This window comes from Collinsella tanakaei YIT 12063 (assembly GCF_000225705.1).
Taxonomy (GTDB): domain Bacteria; phylum Actinomycetota; class Coriobacteriia; order Coriobacteriales; family Coriobacteriaceae; genus Collinsella; species Collinsella tanakaei.
Genome location: NZ_JH126470.1, coordinates 12,044 through 30,855, shown reverse-complemented (window position 1 = coordinate 30,855; position 18,812 = coordinate 12,044). Strand labels below are relative to the sequence as shown.

At 63.6% G+C, this 18,812-nt stretch carries 15 protein-coding genes; 5 read left to right on the top strand and 10 right to left on the bottom strand.

Annotated elements, in window-relative coordinates; genetic code table 11:
• Window positions 1–53 precede the first annotated feature (53 nt).
• The 3 genes from HMPREF9452_RS06855 to HMPREF9452_RS06845 form a co-directional block, all read right to left on the bottom strand.
• Window positions 54–1,373, bottom strand: a complete 1,320-nt coding sequence (locus tag HMPREF9452_RS06855; RefSeq protein ID WP_009141403.1) for an MFS transporter — start codon at window positions 1,371–1,373, stop codon at window positions 54–56.
• A gap of 189 nt (window positions 1,374–1,562) precedes the next feature.
• On the bottom strand, window positions 1,563–2,729 hold the full coding sequence (locus tag HMPREF9452_RS06850) for a histidine kinase dimerization/phospho-acceptor domain-containing protein (RefSeq protein WP_009141402.1): 1,167 nt from the start codon (window positions 2,727–2,729) through the stop codon (window positions 1,563–1,565).
• A gap of 9 nt (window positions 2,730–2,738) precedes the next feature.
• Window positions 2,739–3,425, bottom strand: a complete 687-nt coding sequence (locus HMPREF9452_RS06845; RefSeq protein ID WP_009141401.1) for a response regulator transcription factor — start codon at window positions 3,423–3,425, stop codon at window positions 2,739–2,741.
• A gap of 346 nt (window positions 3,426–3,771) precedes the next feature.
• On the opposite strand from HMPREF9452_RS06845, the gene HMPREF9452_RS06840 reads away from it, so the two are divergent.
• Complete coding sequence (locus tag HMPREF9452_RS06840) at window positions 3,772–4,404, top strand: helix-turn-helix domain-containing protein (protein WP_009141400.1); 633 nt, start codon at window positions 3,772–3,774, stop codon at window positions 4,402–4,404.
• A gap of 113 nt (window positions 4,405–4,517) precedes the next feature.
• On the top strand, window positions 4,518–5,450 hold the full coding sequence (locus tag HMPREF9452_RS06835; RefSeq protein WP_009141399.1) for a D-2-hydroxyacid dehydrogenase: 933 nt from the start codon (window positions 4,518–4,520) through the stop codon (window positions 5,448–5,450).
• A 94-nt stretch (window positions 5,451–5,544) separates the two neighbouring features.
• On the opposite strand, the gene HMPREF9452_RS06830 is transcribed toward HMPREF9452_RS06835, so the two are convergent.
• The 3 genes from HMPREF9452_RS06830 to HMPREF9452_RS06820 all read right to left on the bottom strand — a co-directional run bounded on the left by HMPREF9452_RS06830 (window position 5,545) and on the right by HMPREF9452_RS06820 (window position 8,782).
• Complete coding sequence (locus HMPREF9452_RS06830; protein WP_009141398.1) at window positions 5,545–5,961, bottom strand: peptide deformylase; 417 nt, start codon at window positions 5,959–5,961, stop codon at window positions 5,545–5,547.
• 131 nt (window positions 5,962–6,092) lie between these two features.
• The gene (locus HMPREF9452_RS06825; RefSeq protein WP_009141397.1) at window positions 6,093–7,046 is read right to left on the bottom strand and encodes a ketopantoate reductase family protein; all 954 of its coding nucleotides are present in this window, start codon (window positions 7,044–7,046) and stop codon (window positions 6,093–6,095) included.
• A gap of 95 nt (window positions 7,047–7,141) precedes the next feature.
• On the bottom strand, window positions 7,142–8,782 hold the full coding sequence (locus HMPREF9452_RS06820) for a M18 family aminopeptidase (RefSeq protein ID WP_009141396.1): 1,641 nt from the start codon (window positions 8,780–8,782) through the stop codon (window positions 7,142–7,144).
• 887 nt (window positions 8,783–9,669) lie between these two features.
• Between HMPREF9452_RS06820 and HMPREF9452_RS06815 the strand changes: the two genes are divergently transcribed.
• On the top strand, window positions 9,670–10,749 hold the full coding sequence (locus HMPREF9452_RS06815) for a 6-phosphofructokinase (RefSeq protein WP_009141395.1): 1,080 nt from the start codon (window positions 9,670–9,672) through the stop codon (window positions 10,747–10,749).
• A 154-nt stretch (window positions 10,750–10,903) separates the two neighbouring features.
• Here the strand turns inward: HMPREF9452_RS06815 and HMPREF9452_RS06810 are convergent, their stop codons facing one another.
• The 3 genes from HMPREF9452_RS06810 to HMPREF9452_RS06800 are packed head-to-tail and all read right to left on the bottom strand — an operon-like array spanning window position 10,904 to window position 12,072.
• The gene (locus tag HMPREF9452_RS06810; protein WP_009141394.1) at window positions 10,904–11,209 is read right to left on the bottom strand and encodes a Txe/YoeB family addiction module toxin; all 306 of its coding nucleotides are present in this window, start codon (window positions 11,207–11,209) and stop codon (window positions 10,904–10,906) included.
• A gap of 2 nt (window positions 11,210–11,211) precedes the next feature.
• Window positions 11,212–11,463 carry a type II toxin-antitoxin system Phd/YefM family antitoxin gene (locus HMPREF9452_RS06805; RefSeq protein WP_009141393.1) on the bottom strand — a complete coding sequence of 84 codons (252 nt, stop codon included), beginning with the start codon at window positions 11,461–11,463 and terminating at the stop codon, window positions 11,212–11,214.
• Between the two features lie 51 nt (window positions 11,464–11,514).
• Window positions 11,515–12,072: a GNAT family N-acetyltransferase gene (locus tag HMPREF9452_RS06800; RefSeq protein WP_009141392.1), complete on the bottom strand. Its 558-nt coding sequence runs from the start codon at window positions 12,070–12,072 to the stop codon at window positions 11,515–11,517.
• A gap of 232 nt (window positions 12,073–12,304) precedes the next feature.
• Here HMPREF9452_RS06800 and HMPREF9452_RS06795 point away from each other — a divergent pair, with 232 nt between their 5' ends.
• Both HMPREF9452_RS06795 and HMPREF9452_RS06790 read left to right on the top strand, forming a co-directional pair.
• Window positions 12,305–13,399 carry an AAA family ATPase gene (locus HMPREF9452_RS06795; RefSeq protein WP_187116507.1) on the top strand — a complete coding sequence of 365 codons (1,095 nt, stop codon included), beginning with the start codon at window positions 12,305–12,307 and terminating at the stop codon, window positions 13,397–13,399.
• A 6-nt stretch (window positions 13,400–13,405) separates the two neighbouring features.
• Complete coding sequence (locus HMPREF9452_RS06790; RefSeq protein WP_009141390.1) at window positions 13,406–17,260, top strand: transglutaminaseTgpA domain-containing protein; 3,855 nt, start codon at window positions 13,406–13,408, stop codon at window positions 17,258–17,260.
• 496 nt (window positions 17,261–17,756) lie between these two features.
• On the opposite strand, the gene HMPREF9452_RS06785 is transcribed toward HMPREF9452_RS06790, so the two are convergent.
• Entirely contained in the window at window positions 17,757–18,611 is an 855-nt protein-coding gene (locus HMPREF9452_RS06785; protein WP_009141389.1) for a DegV family protein, read from the bottom strand.
• Window positions 18,612–18,812: the final 201 nt, after the last annotated feature.

Here is an 18,812-nt window from a genome sequence, read left to right as displayed (position 1 = left end):
ATACATCTGCCCATCGGGCCGCCGGAGCCGGCATCTTGCCCGCCATCGAGCCGTCAGTCGGCGAGCGAAGCCTTGGCCTCGCCATCCAGGTGGCGCAGAGGCTTGGCGATGAGAGCGAGCGCGGTCACCACCACCCATGCGCCGGTAAGCACCAGGCCGGCACCGCCGATTTGCGCCGCGGAGATCAACACCGAGCCAACGAACGCGCCGGCGGGCGCAACCACCAGGTACAGGGCGTTCAGCGTGCCCATGGCAGAGCCGCGACGGTCGTCCGGCACGCGGTCAAAGGCGAAGAAGCCCAGCAGGGCGGACGCCGGACCGGCGAACAGTCCCAGCACCGCCGCGGCGGCGAGCAGCACCGGCAGCGCGGGGAACTGTCCCAGCACGCAGACGGATGCAGCCATGCCCAGCAGCGACACCACCAGCCAGCGCCTGCGAGACATGACGTGGGCGAGCGCGGTATAGGCGGTCGAGCCAACCAGCAAGCCGGCGCCCATGGCGGAGACCACGTAGCCCACTGCCTCGGGCCGGCCTAGCTGCGTGAAGTACGCGGGCAGGACGATTCCCTGCAGGCTGCCCATCACCATGGTGATGCCAAACGAGAGCAGCGTTGAGGCGCGCAGCAGCGAATCGGTCGCAAACAAGGCGGACAGGCCGTCGACCAGCACGGACTTGGCGGCGGCGAGCATGCCCGCCTTCTTGGGAGCGGCGGGAGCAGCGTCAACACCGGCGGGGACGGACGCAGCATCGCGGGTCATATCCCCGTTGCAGGCAGCGGTGGCATCGTTGGACAAGGACACCTCGCCCACGGAACGCGGCAGCGTCAGCGTCACCAACGCGGCACCGCAAGAGAACGCGGCCGTGATCCACAGGGCATCGACATCGTCCATAAAACCTATGAGCAGGGCCGCCACGGCGGGGCCGACGATGTTCACCAGGGCGCCAAGCGACTGGCTCGCTCCCACAAACCGCTGCAAATCGGCGCGCTCGCGCTCGCAGACGGACGGCAGCAGGGCGTCGCGCGCGGACATGCCGGGCACGTCTCCCACCGCGCCCAGCAGGCCCAGCACCACAAACCATCCAAAGCTCAAGCCCCAGACCTCGTCCACCACGGGCAGCAGCGCGCAGCTCGCGGCAGAGATGAGATCAGCCACCACGCTGACGGTTCGGCGGTTCACGCGGTCGAGCACCGCACCACCCACCACGCCGCATACAAACTGCGGCACCGCGCAGATCAGCGCCAACGAACCCGCCGCCAGCACGTCGCCCGTGCGCGCGAGCAGGACCAAAGGCAGCACTACGCCGGCGATCGAGTTGCCGATGAGCGAGAGCGCATCGGACAGCAGGTACCGCAGAACCGCGCCTTTGAACATAGGGTCTCCTTCCAATCAGACGGTCGCGCCTAATTCGCCGGGCGCGCCGCTTTGACTACGTGTTCGCGGGCCGCATGTTGCTGCAACGGCCCGCACATGATCGCACGGCACGCGGGGTGCCGTCTGATTGGCATTCAAAACTACGACGCTGCGTCTGGGTCAACGCTCTCATTTTTTGGACGAGGAGCTTCACAGTTCCTCCCCATTCGCCGCGGGAGACGTGGCGGAACTTGTAGCGGAGCCCGCGGGATCCGCGCCGGAGCCCACGCCTACGTCAGCATCCACGTCCACGCCGGGGTCTAGCGCACCCAGCAGCGTGCAAGCCATACCCGCCATTTGGTCCACATCTTCTCGCATGTTGAAAAGCCAGCGCTCCTGCGAGGCCACGGTTTGGTCCGCGTGCGCGTCCAGCACATCCAGGGCAGACGTCAGCGATGCCAGGGGCGTCTTGAGCTCATGAGAGGCGCGGCCCACAAAGCGCTGCTGCGCCTCCCACGCGGCGGCGGCCGGAGCCAGCGCGCGGCCAATCACCGCGCGGCACGCCAGCACCAGCAGCACGCAACCCACCGCGCCCACCGAAGCCAGCGCGACGGCAAGGCTGGTCAGATTGGTCAAAGCGGGCGTCTGGTCCACAAACACGTAGGCGCGCGCCGCGATAAGGCCCTCGTCCGCATAGGCGCTCAGGTCATCGTCCTCATAAAAACTCACTACATCGCCGCCGGGATTCCCCATGCCCCTGGGGTTGACGCAGAGCACGTAGGTGCTCCACAGCCAGGTGGTGGGACCGGCCTGGGCGGTGTGAGTCGCCGTCTGCGTCGCCTCGTGCGTGGCTGGCGCACCGGACGCGCGCCCGTGAACGGCATCAATCGCCCCCTGCACCAACCCGACCGCGTCATCGCGGCTCATGATGACCTCTTGCGGCTCGCCCCACTGCGGGGCGATTGCAAACTTCACGGTTCCATCTGCCAGCTCCAGCAGCACAAAGGGGCGCCATGCCGCGACTAGCCCCGGCGACATGCGGTCTTCCGACTTAATCGCCGCCGCGTAGCTAGCCGACCCCTGCGCGAGCGCGTCTTGCGACGCCGCGTACGCCAGCGCCTGGTCAACCGTGGGGACGCCGCCCTGCAGCACCTGCGGCGTCAGCTCCAAACTGTTGGCAACCACGTCGCTCATGGCAGCAACGTTGCCCTGGCGCGACGTGTGCGCGGCGACGCCCCACGCATCCATCAGGCAGATAACCAAAATCGCGCAGGTAAGCGCACTAGAAAGCAGAATAAGGTTGCGACGCGTCTTTGCCAGATGGCCGGGCACGCGCACGCGAGTGGTCTTGTGAGCGGTCTTTTTTGCGCCAAACATAACGCCACCTCATTTCTCATGCAACCTATAACCAGCGCCGCGTACCGTATCTATGGATGCGGGCACGCCGGTTCTGGCGATCTTTTCGCGCAGCGCGTGCATCAACACCTCCAGGCGGTTCCCCGCGCCCGTCGCATACGGTCCCCACACGCGAGCAGCAAGGGCATCTTTTGCCACCACGCGCCCACCCGCGCGCATAAGTGCCTCGAGCAGCGCCGCCTCTTTAGGGGTAAGTTCAACGTCGTCGCCTTCGCCGTCAGCTATGGCGTGGACGATGAAAGAGCGCGCATCTAGCACCAAGCCCGCCGCCGCAAGCGAGCCATCGTCCACAATCTCACGCGGGCGGCGCAGCAGGGCGCGCATGCGGGCAAGGAGCTCGCTGGCGTGAAACGGCTTGGGCAGGTAATCGTCCGCACCAGCATCGAGCCCGGCCACGCGGTCCGCCACCGCATCGCGCGCGGTCAGCAAGATCACCGGCGTGGCGTCGCCCGCAGCGCGCAGCCCGCGCAACACGTCGATGCCGCTGCCATCTGGCAACATGATGTCGAGTAAGATCATGTCATAGGCGCCCGACGCCGCCAGCTCCTCCGCTTGGGCACGCGTTGACGCAACGTCCACCAGATAGCGCTCTCCGCGCAGAATCTCCGCCACGGCCTGTGCCAGGCGCGGCGCATCTTCTACCAGCAACACCCTCATGGCGCGTCACGCCCCTTTCCCTTGCACAGACGGCCTGGCCGCAAGCTTCGTCCGACCCGCAGACCACCGTGCGTCTTTGGACAAATCCTTGGACAGTTTCCTCGTCCAAATGCTCACCCTACAAGATACGCGAGCAACCTGAGGAAAAGCTGAGAAACCTCCAACGGTGCAACGGCGCTCCGCGGCGTTGCGATGGAACCCAAGTCTACGCAGCGTAGGTGGCGCGCGGTCGCGGACGCCAGCATAATGGTCGGCGAGCATCGATGTTGACCACCAACAAAGCGCAAACCGGCCTTGCGGTATTCGCCAGGATCACCCCGCCACTTTCACCTTACAGGAGGCATCCGTGAACACCTATCTAGCAGCAGATACCATACGCACCCTGCGCGAGGCACGCGCACTTACCCAGCGCGAGCTCGCAACCGCCGTGGGCGTGACGGACAAAGCCGTGTCCAAATGGGAGTCCGGGCGCGGCCTGCCGGACATTTCGCTGATAGAGGGACTGGCGGCAGCGCTGGGCGTCTCCGTGGCGGAGCTTTTGAGCGGCGATGTGCGCCAAAACGCCAACCGCGCGGGCAACATGGCGCGCAGCCGCTTTTACGTGTGCCCCATCTGCGGCAACGTGGTCCATGCCATGGGCGAGGGGTCGTTTAGCTGCTGTGGAAGCCAGCTGCTGCCCCAAGAGGCGGAGACGCCAGATGACGCGCATGCCTTTACCATCGAGCGGATAGAGGACGATTGGTACATGACGTTGGACCATCCCATGACAAAGCAGCACTTCATCAGCTTTGCCGCCTACGTCACCACAGACGGACTCCACCTCAAGAAGCTCTATCCGGAAATGCAGGCGCAGACGCGTTTCCATATCACGGGTCCGGGCACCATCTACCTGTTCTGCAACCGGCACGGCCTGTTTGCCCAGCGCACTCCCAAGATCGCGCGCCCTTCATCGGCAGGTAAACTCCCCGCGCTGCGCTAAGGGTCGCCGCTTTACACGCGGGCGGCACGGTACCATTACGCATGGGACGCAAGCACGCGCGAGCGCATGTGCCAGCAGCCCCTTTTGCCAACCGCTTTGTGAGGAGACCCCTGGTGAACGTTCTTGTCCTGCCTCCGTTCAACGCCGCCCAAAAAACCGTCCTCGAGGCGGGTGCGCCGGGCGCAACCTTTGTCTACAGCGATTATCACAGCGCGACCGACGAGCAGATCGCCGCGGCAGACGTTATTGTGGGCAACCTCGCCCCCAAACGCCTGTGCAGGGCCGCCCGTCTGCAGCTGCTGCAGCTCAACTCCGCCGGATACGACAACTATGCCGCAGCGGAGACGCTGCCCCGCGGTGCGCGCGTATGCTGCGCGGTGGGCGCGTACGGCCAGGCGGTTTCCGAACACATCTTCTCTATGGTCCTCGCCATGATCAAGCGCCTGCCCGCCTACCACACCGACCAACTCTCCCACACATGGAGCGACCACGGCCCCGTCACCTCGCTGCGAGGCGCGCGCGTGCTGGTGATGGGCACCGGCGACATCGGCACGCACTTTGCCCAACTCTGCCGGGCCATGGGCGCCAACGTCACCGGCATAAGGCGCTCTGCCGTAAACGCCCGCCCGCCTTTTGAGCGCATGGTCACCATGGACCAGCTATATAGCGAGCTGCCCCGCGCAGACGTGGTCGCCTCGTTCTTGCCCAGCGATGCGACCACCCGCGGCCTTGCGGACGGGCGCTTTTTCAACTCCATGCCCACCGGCTCGTTTTTCGCCAACGGCGGACGAGGAGACCTTGTTGTGGCAGATGACCTTATCGAAGCGCTCTCATGCGGGCACATCGCCGGCGCCGCGTTGGACGTAACCGCGCCCGAGCCCCTGCCGGCAGACCACCCGCTATGGGAAGCGCCGAGCGTGCTGATCACACCTCACATCTCCGGCAACTTCCACCTACCCGTGGTGCTGGACAACATCGCCGCGATCGCAGCGGAGAACCTAGCGCACCTGGCCGCGGGCGAGCCCCTGCGCAACCACGTGCTATAGCTATAAAAAGGGTCCGCTCGGCTCAGGCAGAACCGGGCGGACCCTTCAGACAATTCGTTTTTGCGTACGCGACGGCGCCGCGCACGCGCTCGCACTAGACCAGCTTGCCCTGGCAGTGGTCGATACCGTGCTGGACGCACTGGGCGGTCCAATCCTGGAAGGTGCGGGTGCGCGGCACCAGCTGATCGCCCACCAGCTCCTGGAACGCGACGCGAACGGTCTGGAAGCGCTTGACGTTGGAGGTGGTCTCCAGGCTCAGGCAGCCCTCCATGGTCTTGAACGGCTTCATGCCGGCCATGATCTTGGGGTTGTAGAGGACAAAGACGTGGCCCTTCTGCTCGTAGGCGACGATGGCCTTGTTCACGCCGATCTGGTTGGCGGCCAGGCAGGCACAGTCCTCCAGCGAGTTCATGGTGTCGATGAGGTCCTGGGCAACAGCGGCGTCCTCAGCGGTGGCCGGCTCGGCAACCTGCGACAGCAGAATCTGATCGTGAACAATCTCCTTGATCATGGAAATCCCTTCGAATGCTCCGGGCGCACCCCGGCTGGATGGTAATGCTAACCACTAGATAATACACAAAACCCCAAGGAGCATGGCTGTGCGGAGGGCATACGCCCAACCTCAGCACAAACCACCGTGCATCATTCCCAGCGAAGCCCCTCGTCCAACTCATCCATATACGCCGCCTCTATCTGGGCGACGCGGTCGTATAGATAGCGGTTCTGCGGCACCAGGATGCCGTGGCGGTCCGCCAGGCGAATAACGGTGCCGGCGAACTGGTCGACCTCCGAGCGTTTGCGGTTGATGCGGTCCTGCGCCATGGACGGCATGCCGGCGGGGTCGAGCGACTCCACCATGGCGACCATCTGCAACAGGTCCTCTTCGTCCAAATCAACGCCCTCCGCGTGCGCCACGGCGATCGCCTCGCGCATAGCGGCGATAAAGCAGCGGTTTTGCTCGCCTGGAGCCACGATACTGCCGTACGTGCCGCCAAAGACCATGCACGTTTGGTTAAGGCCCACGTTGAGCATGAACTTGACCCACTGCCGACGGCGAATGTCCGCCTCGACCGAATGCGAAATGCCCGCGCAGGCCAAAAAGTCCGCGATCTGGTCGACCACGCCCGGGGCGGTTGCCGACGCGGGGCCAAGACGAATCTCGCCCGGATGCGTATAGGTGAGCGCGTTGTCGATAAAGACGGCGTCCATGCCCTGCGCCACGCTGAGCACCGTGTTCTCCCACCCAAAGCGCTGGGCGATCGCCTCTTCGCTAGTGATGCCGTTAAGCAGCGAGATAATGCGCGTCTGGGGACCCACACAGCTCTCCATGGTGACAAGCGCCTGCTCAAGTCCGGTCGCCTTGATCGCCAGAATCAGCAGGTCTACCGGCTCCTCTTCCGCGGCGATCGAGGCGCCCACGGTGCGGATGCGGCACGGGCGGCCGTTGATGGTGAGGGCATCTTCCGCGTGGCGGGACAGCCGGTCATCGTCCATAACATATTCGACCGCGTCCGTACCGATGTTGCGCGCGATGAGGCTGCCGTACAGCAACCCCACCGCGCCCTTGCCAATAATCGCCGCCTTCTTGATATGCACGGCTCCCTCCGTTTCGCATTGGTTTTTCCTACATGGATACCGCCGGCGCTGCGAAGCGCCGCAGCGCGCCAAGATCCGCCCGCCTGTCGCAGCGCTTACGCCAGCAACGCCGCCTGCGCCCCGTCGATATGCACATCCGCCTCGTAGAACGCCTCGAATGCCGCGATGGCGTGCGCGACGTCGCGGGCGCCGGCCGTCTCATAGGACGAGTGCATAGCCAGCTGCGCGCAGCCCACGTCCACGCCATGCATGCTGACCTGCATATTTGAAAGGTTGCCCAGCGTGGAGCCACCCGCCATGTCGCTCTTGTTGGCGAAGGTTTGGCGCGGGACGCCGGCGCGGTCGAGCAGCGCCGCGAAAACCGCGCGGCTGAAAGCGTCCGTGCAGTACGCCTGGTTTGCCGCCTCTTTGATCACCAGCCCGCCGTTGAGCACGCAGCGGTTGCGCTCGTCGGCGCGCTCCGAGCGGTTGGGGTGCACGGCGTGCGCGTTGTCGCAGCTCACCATAAACGATGCGGCGAGCGCGCGGCGCAGGTCTTGGGACGAGAAGCCCAGCGACTGGTTGATGCGCTCCAGCGTGTCGCGCAGCAATGTGGACATGGCACCCTGCTTGGTGTTAGAACCAACCTCCTCGTTATCAAAACAGCAGTACACGGAGATGCGGTTCTCTAACGGCGCCCCTACCTGCAAAAATGCGCTTAGCGAGGTATAGGCGCACATAAGGTCATCCAAGCGCGGGGAGCTAACGAACTCCTCGCCCTCGCCCCAGACCTGAGCGGGCTGCAGGTTCACCAGGAACAGGTCGCGCGCAAGCACTTGGTCCGGACGCACGCCCAGCTCGCGGGCAACGAGGGCGTCGAACGCACCAGCCTTGAGCTCGCCCGCGGAGAACAGCGGGCAGAGATCGACCTGACGATTGGGCGCGAAGCCCTTGTTGACCTCTCGATCCATGTGAATGGCGAGGCTTGGGATGATGGCGACGGGACGGTCGATGAACAGCAGGCGGCTGTGGATCGCCACCGGCGTGACGGCGGCGTCCGTGTCGGCAGCGCCATCCGCGCCCTCCTCGTCCATATCTTCACGCACCAGCACGCGGCCAGCCAGACCCAGCGGACGGTCGAACCAGCTATAGTCGATCATGCCGCCGTAGGCCTCGACGTTGAGGCGCAGCGATTCGCCCGCGCCGTCCAACTCCGGCACCGCTTTGACCTTGAACGTGGGCGAGTCGGCGTGCGACGCGGCGACTTGGAAGTGATACGCGGGGCAGTCGAGTTCGTCCGCGAAGCGAAAGTCCGCTTGCTGCGCGCCCGCGGCGGGCGCCGGGACGCCCTCGCCCACTTGCCAGGCGATGACGCTTGAACCGTTGCGCTGGGTGTAGTACGCCCCGCCCGGCTCGAGGTCCCACGCGGCGGATTCTGGCAGATAGGTGAACCCGGCATCGTCCAGCCAGTCGCATATCGACGCGGCGGAATGGAACATGCTGGGACTCGCCTCGATGAAGTCGAGCATATCGCGCGCGATCTCCGTGTCCGTGGGGTCGACGTCCTCGGGGTCGCCGTCCGCGCCTACGCCCACCGGTCCGGCCGCAAGGTCGTTGGCGGAATTGAGCTCCGCCTCTGCGAAATCGATCTCCTCACCGAGGAAGTCGGTCTCCACATCAGAAGCGTCGTATCCCTCGTCCGCGCGCGCGGCGTCCATGCTATAGTAACGACCGCCCGCAGCGTGTGTTGTATTCATACGGTCCCCCTTCTACCTGCAGCGATGGCGCGTCGCGCTTCAAACAGCGAGGTCCCCGCAGCTGCAGAATAACTTGCACGGCGCGTCGGTGCGCCGTGTTGACCGCTCTTGATTATCGTCCATATCGCCTGCGCTGAACATGAGGATCGGGCCTGAACCGCGAAACGCCTGTATGGCCGCCGCCCGCCATTCCGAACGGTCAATCCGGGCCGAGAGCGCGCAAGGCGGGGTCTAGGCCAAAAAGCGAGTTAGGGGTGCGGCAGAAATCCTGAAGCACGGGGACCGAGAAGAGAGAGCGTCAAAAAGTACGTTAGTGCGGAGGCTTGGTCAAATAATGCGTTAGTGCGGTTTGAAGGCGGCCCAGCTCGACTTTCTTATTCACCGAGCAGCTCCGATCAAGTCCTCCAACTGGCGATATTTAAGAGCGCTATTCATAAGGTACCCTTGCTATATCTCGCCCGAACCGCACTAAGCGACTATTTGACCAAACCTTCGCACTAACGCATTATTTGGCACTCGCCGCGTCACCGAGCCCACGGCCCGTGAGCGCGGGGCCGCGCTCGTAGCCGCCCACACCCGCCCGCACCCGCGCACACACCCGCCCGTAACCGGCAGCGCCCGCTCGTAGCCGCGCGAGGGCACCCCTCAACAGCACGCAAACGTAAAATCCCTAACAGGAACTCGTCAAGATTGGCGCCAACGCCCCACGCGGCATAAGGTTTGTGCCAAACTAGAAAGAATCTGCAAGAGTGGCGCCGCACCAAACCGCGCGCCCACGCCGGCACGCGGCTTAAGCACGCGCTTGAACTCGCGCCTAAGCACGCACGACAGCGCCCGCCAACGTGAGACCGCCGGCGCACACCATTTGAACCCTTGGGGGAGGAACCATGCCCAGGATTGGACTTCTTACCAGCGGCGGCGACTGCCAGGCGTTGAACGCCACCATGCGCGGCATCGTCAAGACCATGATCAACAACGCCCACGAGCCCGTTGAGATCTACGGCTTCAAGGACGGCTACCAGGGCCTTATCTACGGTCGCTACGACCTTATGAAGCCCAGCGACTTCAGCGGCATCCTCACCCGCGGCGGCACCATTCTGGGCACCAGCCGCACGCCGTTCAAGCGCCTGAACACCCCGGAGGAGGACGGAGTCGAAAAGGTCCCCGCCATGGTGAAGACCTATCAGAAGCTGCGCCTGGACTGCCTGTTCATGCTGGGCGGCAACGGCTCCACCAAGACCGCCAACCGCCTGCGCAAAGAGGACCTCAACGTCATCGCCCTGCCCAAAACCATCGATAACGATACCTTTGGCACCGACCTCACCTTTGGCTTCACCAGCGCCGTCGAGGTCGCGACCCGTTGCATCGACGACATCCACACCACCGCGTCCAGCCACGGCCGCGTCTTTGTCATCGAGATCATGGGCCACAAGGTTGGTTGGATTCCGCTGTACTCCGCCGTCGCCGGTGGCGCGGACGTGTGTCTGATCCCGGAGATCCCCTACGACATCGCCAACGTTCAGGCCGCCATCGAGCGCCGCATGGAAGCGGGCAGCCGCTTCACCATCGTGGTGGTGGCAGAGGGCGCCATCTCCAAGCAGGACGCTGCCCTGTCCAAGAAGGAGTACAAGGCCAAGCTGGCCGAGCGCACCTCCCCCTCCATCGCCTACGACCTGGCCCACCAGATCGAGCAGGCGACCGGCCGCGAAACCCGCGTCGCCATTCCCGGCCACACCCAGCGCGGAGGCGCGCCCGACGCCCAGGACCGCATCTTCGCGTCCCAGTGCGGCGTCGAGGCTGCCCTGGGTGCGCTTGAGGGCGAGTACGGCTTCATGGTTGCCCAGCGCAACGGCAGCATGTGCCGCGTGCCGATTGAAGAGGTCGCCGGCAAGCTCAAGTACGTCGACCCGCAAAGCGACCTGGTGCGCGAGGCTCGCGCCTTGGGCATCAGCTTTGGCGATGAGTAGCACCCGTTTTTGGACGAGGATTCTCTGGACGAGAATCTGCTAGCATAAGCGCAAGGGCCCCGCAGGTTGTCGTGGAATACCCATTCCTCAAGACAACCCGCGGGGCCCTTCTTGCTAGCAGTAGTCGCTAGGGATTGATAGCGTCAAACGACCTTCATTTCATTGGCTGCGCGTCGTTATAATGACTCCACATTCTCACAATCTTTACAGTTCCGATGTACTCAATTCCCTCTTTTACATGAGCTTCTCCTGCGACCTCATATACCAACCTATGCTGAAGATTGATTCTTCGCGAATATAATCCTGCAAGATTTCCTACAAGCGCTTTATATGAAGGAGGCTGACCAAAGGGGTCTTTCCTAACCACTCCAATTAAGTGCTTTGCCTTTGCGTCGAGACCTGCCGCTTTGAGATTCTTCACATCCTTGACGGCCTGTTTGGTGAATACGACGTCCCACATCGTCACCACTCCAAAGCGCTCTCATCAACACATTCGGCTGCAGGTTCCTCCATCCCGGCAATCAACGACTCGTACATTCCCGGAATACCTGTAAGATACAGGGTTTCCTCGATTGCCGCCCACTCGTCCTCGCCAATCAGTACAGCGCCTTTACCTTTACTATTTGTAATAGAAACAGGTGCACAATCCTCATTAACGCGAGAAATAAGATTGTAGAGGTCTTTCCTTGCGGCTGTTGCAGTAATGGAACCCATGATGCCTCCATGCCCGTACGTTATTACGTACGTCAACGCAACTCACAAATCTTATAAGGAGCCCTGGTCCACGCGCTTCTCCATAATGTAGTCGTCCATAACAAAGCCCTGGCCAATGTCCGTCTCGACGGCATCGATGACCTCAAAGCCGTTGCCCTTGTATGCGCGAATGCCCAGCACGTTGCCCTTGTTAACGGTAAGGTACATGGCGCGCAGACCGCGCTTGCGGCACAGGTCCTCGTAAAACGCGATCACGCCGCTGGCGAAGTGGCACCCGCGCTCGCAGGCGCGCAGGTAGATCTTGGAGATGAAGAAGCGCCCGGTCTTTGGCTCAACGTGGCCGCCGGTGTAGCCGACCACGCGGCCATCGTCCGGGGCGAGCACAAACCAGTACTCGTACGCGGAGCTCGCCATATCACGACGGATGGCGTCGGCGGTCTGGAAGCGCTCGACCATGTAGCGGGTTTGCGCCTCGCCAATATGCGCTGGCCAATACTCAAACCAAATCTCGTGCGCAAGCTTAGCCAAGCGCTCGATATCCGCATCGGTCTCAACCGGTTGCAAGCCCGGCATCGCAAGCGCGCGCTGCTGCACAGCGTTCTCGTCCATAAAACCTCCCCCGGCGGCGCCGCGAAGCGCACACTACCCCTACGCTCCTCCTAATGATGCGCCACGCAAGAGGTCGCGGGCGCGTCTTCCGCACAATTTACCAACCTATTAAGGAACGCGCGGACGCGCATACCCGCGCGCGCCAAGGAGCATCATGCTTATATGTTGCGCAACAATACCAGCCCCGGGCGGCCGCTCACCCCCGCGCCGTCCGGAGCCCTTGGGAGTGAATATGATGCACCTTGGATCGCTATCCAACCAGCCCGACCGCGCGGGCAACCACCCCGTTGCCGAGCGCCGCGCCGCCACGGGAACCCGCGTCGCCGCGCGCGTCGTTTCGGACGAGGACCTACACTTTGCCCGCGACCTTATCGCCCGCATAGCTGATGCCCTAGAGCAGGTGCTTTGCTGCCGACGCCCCGCGATCGACCTGGCCGTGATGACCATGATCGCCGGCGGGCACCTGCTGATAGAAGACGTACCCGGCACCGGCAAGACCACTCTGGCGCGCGCCCTGGCCCGTACGGTGCAGTGCGACATGGTGCGCATCCAGTTCACCTCCGACATGCTGCCCAGCGACCTTACCGGCGTCTCAGTGTTCAACCAGCAGACCCAGGAGTTCACCTTTCACCCGGGACCGCTCTTTTCGCAGGTAGTGCTTGCGGACGAGGTCAACCGTGCCAATCCCAAGGCGCAGGCCGCCATGCTGGAGGCCATGGAAGAGCGCCGCATCTCCGTCGACGGCGTCACACGGGAGCTGCCGCGCCCGCATTTAGTAATCGCCACGCAAAACCCCATCGAGATGGAGGGCACCTACCCTTTGCCCGAGGCGCAGCTCGATCGCTTTATGACGCGCATCAGTCTGGGCTACCCCTCGCCCGCCGCGGAGGCGCAGATGGTGATGTCGTCCAGCGGAAGCGACCCGCTTGAGCGCCTGGAGCCCGTCTGCACCGCCCAAGAGCTGCTGGCAGCCACACGCATCGCCGCGCAGATCAAGGTATCTCCCCAGGTGGCGGACTACGCCGTAGCCCTGCTTACCGCCACGCGCACCAGCCCGCAGATCGCCTTGGGCGCCTCGCCGCGCGCGGGTCTGGCGCTACTTGCCATGAGCCGCGTGCGCGCGCTGGCCCTGGGACAAGAAGCGGTCTACCCCGGCGACGTCCGCGCCATGGCGCTGCCCGTGCTCTCGCACCGCATCCGCTTTGCAAGCATGAACGCCCGCGCCGCCACTATCGACCAGCAGCGCGACGCGCTGGCCCGCGTGCTGCAGCAGGTCCCGGCCCCCAATGCGCCCGCGCCGGCGGACGTCCCCAGAGACGCCAAGTAGGCCGCCATGAAGCGCCGCCCCGCACATACGCCGCCCGTCCTTGCGCCCACGGCATACGGGTGCGCTGCGGCGGTGCTGGGCGCCGTCCTCTACCTAGCCGCCGTGCAGACAGGCTCGGACGCGTGCATGGCGGGCGCGCTGGCTATCCTGCTTTCGCACATCGTCTCCCTGGGCGTAGCGCTGTCCGCGTTTTTGGACGAGAAATGGCACGATAAAGCGGAGCACACGCACAGAGCAGCCCGCATGCTACATAGAATCGCCCGCGCATCCGCGGATCGCCGCGAGCGCATCACCTACAAACGCATCGACCAGATGGGGCGCGTCGTCGCCACGTTGACCCTTGGGCTGCCTCCCCGTGAGCGCGGCGTCTACCAGGAGAGCGACAAATTTGTCACCACAACGGGCCCCTTATGGCTGTGGCGCTCGAACGCACGCACCGCCATGGATGGCGAGCTTTTGCGCCCACCCGCCAACGTGGATGCAAGCGGTTCCGCCGGCGCGGCCATGCTTGCGCAAGATGGTTCCGGCGCGCAGGTCGCCAGCGAGCTCGACACCTCGTTGGTGCGCCCCTACCAGCGCGGCGACCAAATGAACGCGATCGCCTGGCGCCAGACCGCCCACCACGGCAGACTCATGTCATATGAACGCCGCTGCATCGCGCGCACGCGCGTGCTAGTGGTCCCCGATACCTCGTCCGCAACCAGCCCCGCAGACGCGGACGCGCTCGCATCCCACACGCTCGCCACCTGGGAATCCATCCAACGCTCGGGCAGAACAGGCTCCGCCCGGCTGCATGCCTTCCTTGCAGACGGCGAGGTTCAACTGGACGATGACGCATCCGTTTCCCGCTACTGCGCAGCGCTGTATCCAGAGCCGACGCAAGACGCGACGGATGCACGCGCGCGAGCGCAGCGCGTTGTCGACACCGCCCATGCCGTGCGCGCGGGGCAGATTATCTTCATCACCGTAGATGAAAACTCGCAGATAGCCCACGCGCTTGCCGCAAGCGATTTGCCGCACTTGATAACCGCCATCGAGGCTAAAGCCGCAGCGCAGGACAGGGATGAGCAAGAGAGCGCGGACACAGGCACAGGCATGAACGCAAACGCAGGGGCAGACGCAGCTCCGGCGCAAACGCATCCCATCGCACGGACGCTATACGGCGTTCTTATTTGTGCCGCGACCTTCTACCCGCTGCTGCTTTTAGTACAAACCATGGGAAAGATGTTCTCGCCCGGCGAATGGAACATGACCGCGCTCTACGCGTTTGGCCTTGTGTGCGCAGAGGCTGCCCTCATGGAAGCCTTGCCGCCCTCGTCCGCAGCGAACACCCGGCGCACGTCGAAGCCGCGGCGTATTCCCATATCCGCGGCGCAGGCGGCCCGCATCGCCTTGCTCGCAGCCACCACCGTCGCCCTGCTGGCGCTCGGCGCCATCACAGCGCGGCAAACCTTGAGCCAACGCGCCGACTTCGCCCTTTTCAAACAGATCTACGAGCAGCCCACCATGCTAGGGTCGCTGCAGCTTGACGGGCCCATCGCCCCCATCATCAATATCGTTACCATCGGCGTGGGCACGCTGTATTACGGCCAATGGGTGCCCATCAACGTTGGCTTTGCGGGCGACGCGGCTCTGGTCATCATTTGGTGCGCTATCGCCATGGCGCTCAGGCCGCTGCTGCTGAGCCGGCGATCCCGCCCGCTTGTCGCCGCAGCTCCCCTAATCGCCCAGGCAGCCGCCTTTCTACTTATGGGCGAGTCCGCCCACCTGCCGCAAGCGGGTGCGACCATTCTCTGCGGACTCATCCTCGCCGCGCTCTCCCATCCTCCAAAGGACGCGATGTGCGCGGACGCTCCCAGATCAAAGGGCCTCCTCGTCCACGCTATCACAAGCGCGAGCATCGCCAGCATGGTCGCCATCGCCGCCGCGGCAGCGGCACCCGCCGCCATCAGCGTTAGCCCGGCCTCACCGTTCGAAATCATCCCCCGGCAGGGCATCTTATCCAACGGCGCCATCAACCCTGTGCTCGACCTCAAGCGCGACCTTACGCGCCCGGGCAAATCGATCGCGCTGACCTACCAGGCAGACGTTGCGCAGACGGGCGCAAGTGACGGCACCGTGAAGACCTATGGGTCACTCTACCTGCGACTCACCACGCTGGGATCGTTCAACAGCGGCACGTGGGTGATGGGCCAAAACACCGCCGCAACGGGCGTTGCCCTAGACGAGGCATCGCCCGCGCTTTCCGCTTTCGCCAATGCGGAACGCCTCAGCAGCGCGGCGATCGGCGAGGTGAAGACGGTGCAGGCGACCATCTCGCTCGATAACGTATCGAGCGCCCACCCGCCCGTTCCCTCTAACTCGTTCAACATAACGCTGGCAGATGATATGGACGATGCCGGCGAGCAGGAGCGCGACAACGCGCGGGCCGCTATGGGTAAGCTCACGTGGTCACAAGACGGCGGCGCCGGGACGCGCGACGGCTCCAACGTCCCCAGGGGCTTTAGCTATACGGCAACCTGCGCCTACCAAGCCCCCGTAAGCGAGCCTGACCAGCTTGACCAGATCACGAGCATCGCCAGCCGTCTGAATGCCCAAGTCGTTGCGCAAGAAGACGGCGACACCAGCGCCCTTTCGCAGGGACAACCGGATCGCGGCTATCTGTATCTAGACCAAGCTTTGCCAGATGAACTGCAAGAGCTTATCGACACCGCGCGCGCAAACGGCATCGCAGAGGTTCCCGCCATACGGCGCGATGCCGATACCTCCTTGAACGCAGACGGCCTTTCCCCGCGGCAAGCAGCCCAGATAGCAGCTATGCGCTACCTGGTGGATTATTTTGCAAACGGTGACTTTACCTACTCGCTCGATGCGCCGGATGGCAGCGGGTCCAACAACCTCCAAGTCATCGCCAATTTGCTCCAGAATCGACAGGGATACTGCGTTCACTACGCCTCCGCGTTGGCTGTGCTGGGCCGCGCACTCGGCGTTCCCACGCGGCTGGTCCTGGGCTACCGGGCCAACGCGGACGGCGCCGCGATCGCCCTGGAAAACGGCGTTGAAGTCGTAACGTACCAGGCAACCAACCATGACCTCCATGCATGGACGGAAGCGTTCATCGACAACGCGGGCTGGGTCTCTTTTGACGTGACGCCCTCCATCGCTCAGAGCGAACCCGCCCTCGACGCACCCGTTGATGCGGAGACTAATCAGCCCACTGGCCAGGCAGATGATCAGGATGCGCCAAACTCTAGCGATGCCGGCCCGAGTGATAACGATGCCCCGTTTGCCGGCAACAACGGCGACGCCAACGATGATGCGCCCTCGCTCCTGCCAGCGATCGCAGAAGCCCTATCATCGGTAGCAGCCAAGCTGGCCGGCTTGCTGCCCTACGCCTGCGGCGTACTCGTCGCTGCCGCAGCGGCGCTCTCGCCCGCACTGCTCCGCCGCGCTCGCAAAGCCCGCCGCATGCACGCCGTACGCCACGCCTCAAGCGATCCCGCGCGCGCAATCGCCTCCGCATGGGCAGAGGCGACCGACGCCGCCCTCGACGCCGGCATAACGTGGAGCCCCTGCGACACGGAAGAAGACGTCTCCAGGTCCATCGCTAGCGCACTGGATGATACGGCAACGACAACCGCGCTCTTCCAGATAAGCCGGGGCATGTGCGCGATGCGCTATGGCGGCGAAAGCTTAGCTGCACAGCTGACAAACGATCTGGCAGCGCTACTCGGCAGCGCCCTTGCCGCCATCGACGCATACGCACGCCGCACCGACGGCTCCCGCAACGCCATGGCTCGCGCGAACCGCCGCCTTTTGCCCGCATCGCTCTTCGCCCAACGGCACATCAGGCAGCGTTAACGTATTGATATTCAATTACTTCTTATACTTCAGCTATTATATACGATATTTCTTATACGCAGAAAACCGCTATTGTTCAGCTTGGTCAATGAGGTGCACCAGGCGGGCTGGCCCTTGCTGCAAATGAGCCATCGTGCTAACGCCGAGCGCTCAAGGCGGGCTAAAACCCCCAACATCGGTACCTCAAACCATCGCCAAGGCCCTTCTGTGAGAGCCCAAACCACCCTTTTGCCGGCATATCGACCCCAGCGCGCTCCCACTCGACCCCTTTTTAGAGCCAAAACGCCATTCATGATCTTGCATTCCCCGCCTGAAGCCTTTCAATTGCCATCCCGATCCGGCACGGCAGGACCATCATGCTCCAATTCAAGGAAAAAGCACCACGGGTTCGCCCCGCAGTGCCTCGCATGAGTCGATTATGCGTCTGGAGCCCATTGCAAGAATCATTCCAGACGAGCGCTAGAAAACCAGGCGCACGCCGCGCCCGTCTCTCGCCCTACGCCTGCTTCTCCATCACGGCGCCAAAGGCACAAGGACCGCAGTGGCTGGAAACCATGCCGCCAACCTCTACCCAGTCGAAGCTCTTAAAACCCAGCTTGGTCACGTACTCCTCCACGGCGTCCTTGATATCCTGACCCAAGCCGTCGGAATACGCCAAGCCGATGCGATCCATGTTCACCGGCCCCTCGCTCATAAGGTGATCGATAAAGTGCAGGACGGCGCGCTTCATGGAGCCGCGTAGCTTCTTGGTCGCCACAAAGTTGCCGTCAACCAGCTCGATAACGGGCTTGATCTTAAGCAGGTGCGCGCCCAGGAACTGCGTATTGGACAGGCGCCCGCCCGCGCGCAGGTACGCCAGGTCGCTGGGAACAAAGCCCAGCAGCACGCGATTGCGCATGGACTCGATAAACGACAGCACGTCATCGACGGTGGCGTCCGGGTGATCCTCGATAAACTGCGCGGCGCGGACAACCACCAGCGACTGGCCGATAGATACGCTCTTGGTGTCGATGGAAACAACGTAGTGACGTCCTTGGGCGGCGGTAAGCGCGGACGCGTAGCTGCAGGTGGTAACGGACGAGTACGCCACGTGCAAAATGGTGGCGTCCGGATACTCCTCATGCAAGCGATCGAACATGGTGACAAAGCCGTGCAGCGTGGCGGCGCTGGTCTTTGGCATGACGCCCAGAGCGCGGGAACGCTCGTAAACCTCGTGTCCGCTGATGGTGCCGTCGTCCATGGTCTCGTCACCAATGATGACATGCATGGGGACGATGTGGATGTTGTAGCGCTCGCGGACCTCGACGGGAATATCCGCGCCCGACTCCGCAACAATGACGAACTTGCTCATGGTCAACCCTATCTTCCCAATCGCGCCGCCCGATGCAGCGGCACGCCAAAAGCTGGATACCCATAAGCCCCCTTGCAGCGACGGAACAAAGCATCCAGCAGCGATCTCGCGTCTATTCTACACAGTCCGCGCGGGTTGTTGATATTTGGTAGCACGTACGTGCCCCAGTATTCCGCGAACGTCCGGCGATTACGTTCATTA

What these genes read in the sequence shown, in the direction of transcription:
- HMPREF9452_RS06855 (WP_009141403.1), bottom strand. Translation starts at nt 1,373, where the DNA reads ATGTTCAAAGGCGCGGTTCTGCGGTACCTGCTGTCCGATGCGCTCTCG.
- HMPREF9452_RS06850 (WP_009141402.1), bottom strand. Translation starts at nt 2,729, where the DNA reads ATGTTTGGCGCAAAAAAGACCGCTCACAAGACCACTCGCGTGCGCGTG.
- HMPREF9452_RS06845 (WP_009141401.1), bottom strand. Translation starts at nt 3,425, where the DNA reads ATGAGGGTGTTGCTGGTAGAAGATGCGCCGCGCCTGGCACAGGCCGTG.
- HMPREF9452_RS06830 (WP_009141398.1), bottom strand. Translation starts at nt 5,961, where the DNA reads ATGATCAAGGAGATTGTTCACGATCAGATTCTGCTGTCGCAGGTTGCC.
- HMPREF9452_RS06820 (WP_009141396.1), bottom strand. Translation starts at nt 8,782, where the DNA reads ATGAATACAACACACGCTGCGGGCGGTCGTTACTATAGCATGGACGCC.
- HMPREF9452_RS06815 (WP_009141395.1), top strand. Translation starts at nt 9,670, where the DNA reads ATGCCCAGGATTGGACTTCTTACCAGCGGCGGCGACTGCCAGGCGTTG.
- HMPREF9452_RS06810 (WP_009141394.1), bottom strand. Translation starts at nt 11,209, where the DNA reads ATGTGGGACGTCGTATTCACCAAACAGGCCGTCAAGGATGTGAAGAAT.
- HMPREF9452_RS06805 (WP_009141393.1), bottom strand. Translation starts at nt 11,463, where the DNA reads ATGGGTTCCATTACTGCAACAGCCGCAAGGAAAGACCTCTACAATCTT.
- HMPREF9452_RS06800 (WP_009141392.1), bottom strand. Translation starts at nt 12,072, where the DNA reads ATGGACGAGAACGCTGTGCAGCAGCGCGCGCTTGCGATGCCGGGCTTG.
- HMPREF9452_RS06795 (WP_187116507.1), top strand. Translation starts at nt 12,305, where the DNA reads ATGATGCACCTTGGATCGCTATCCAACCAGCCCGACCGCGCGGGCAAC.
- HMPREF9452_RS06790 (WP_009141390.1), top strand. Translation starts at nt 13,406, where the DNA reads ATGAAGCGCCGCCCCGCACATACGCCGCCCGTCCTTGCGCCCACGGCA.
- HMPREF9452_RS06785 (WP_009141389.1), bottom strand. Translation starts at nt 18,611, where the DNA reads ATGAGCAAGTTCGTCATTGTTGCGGAGTCGGGCGCGGATATTCCCGTC.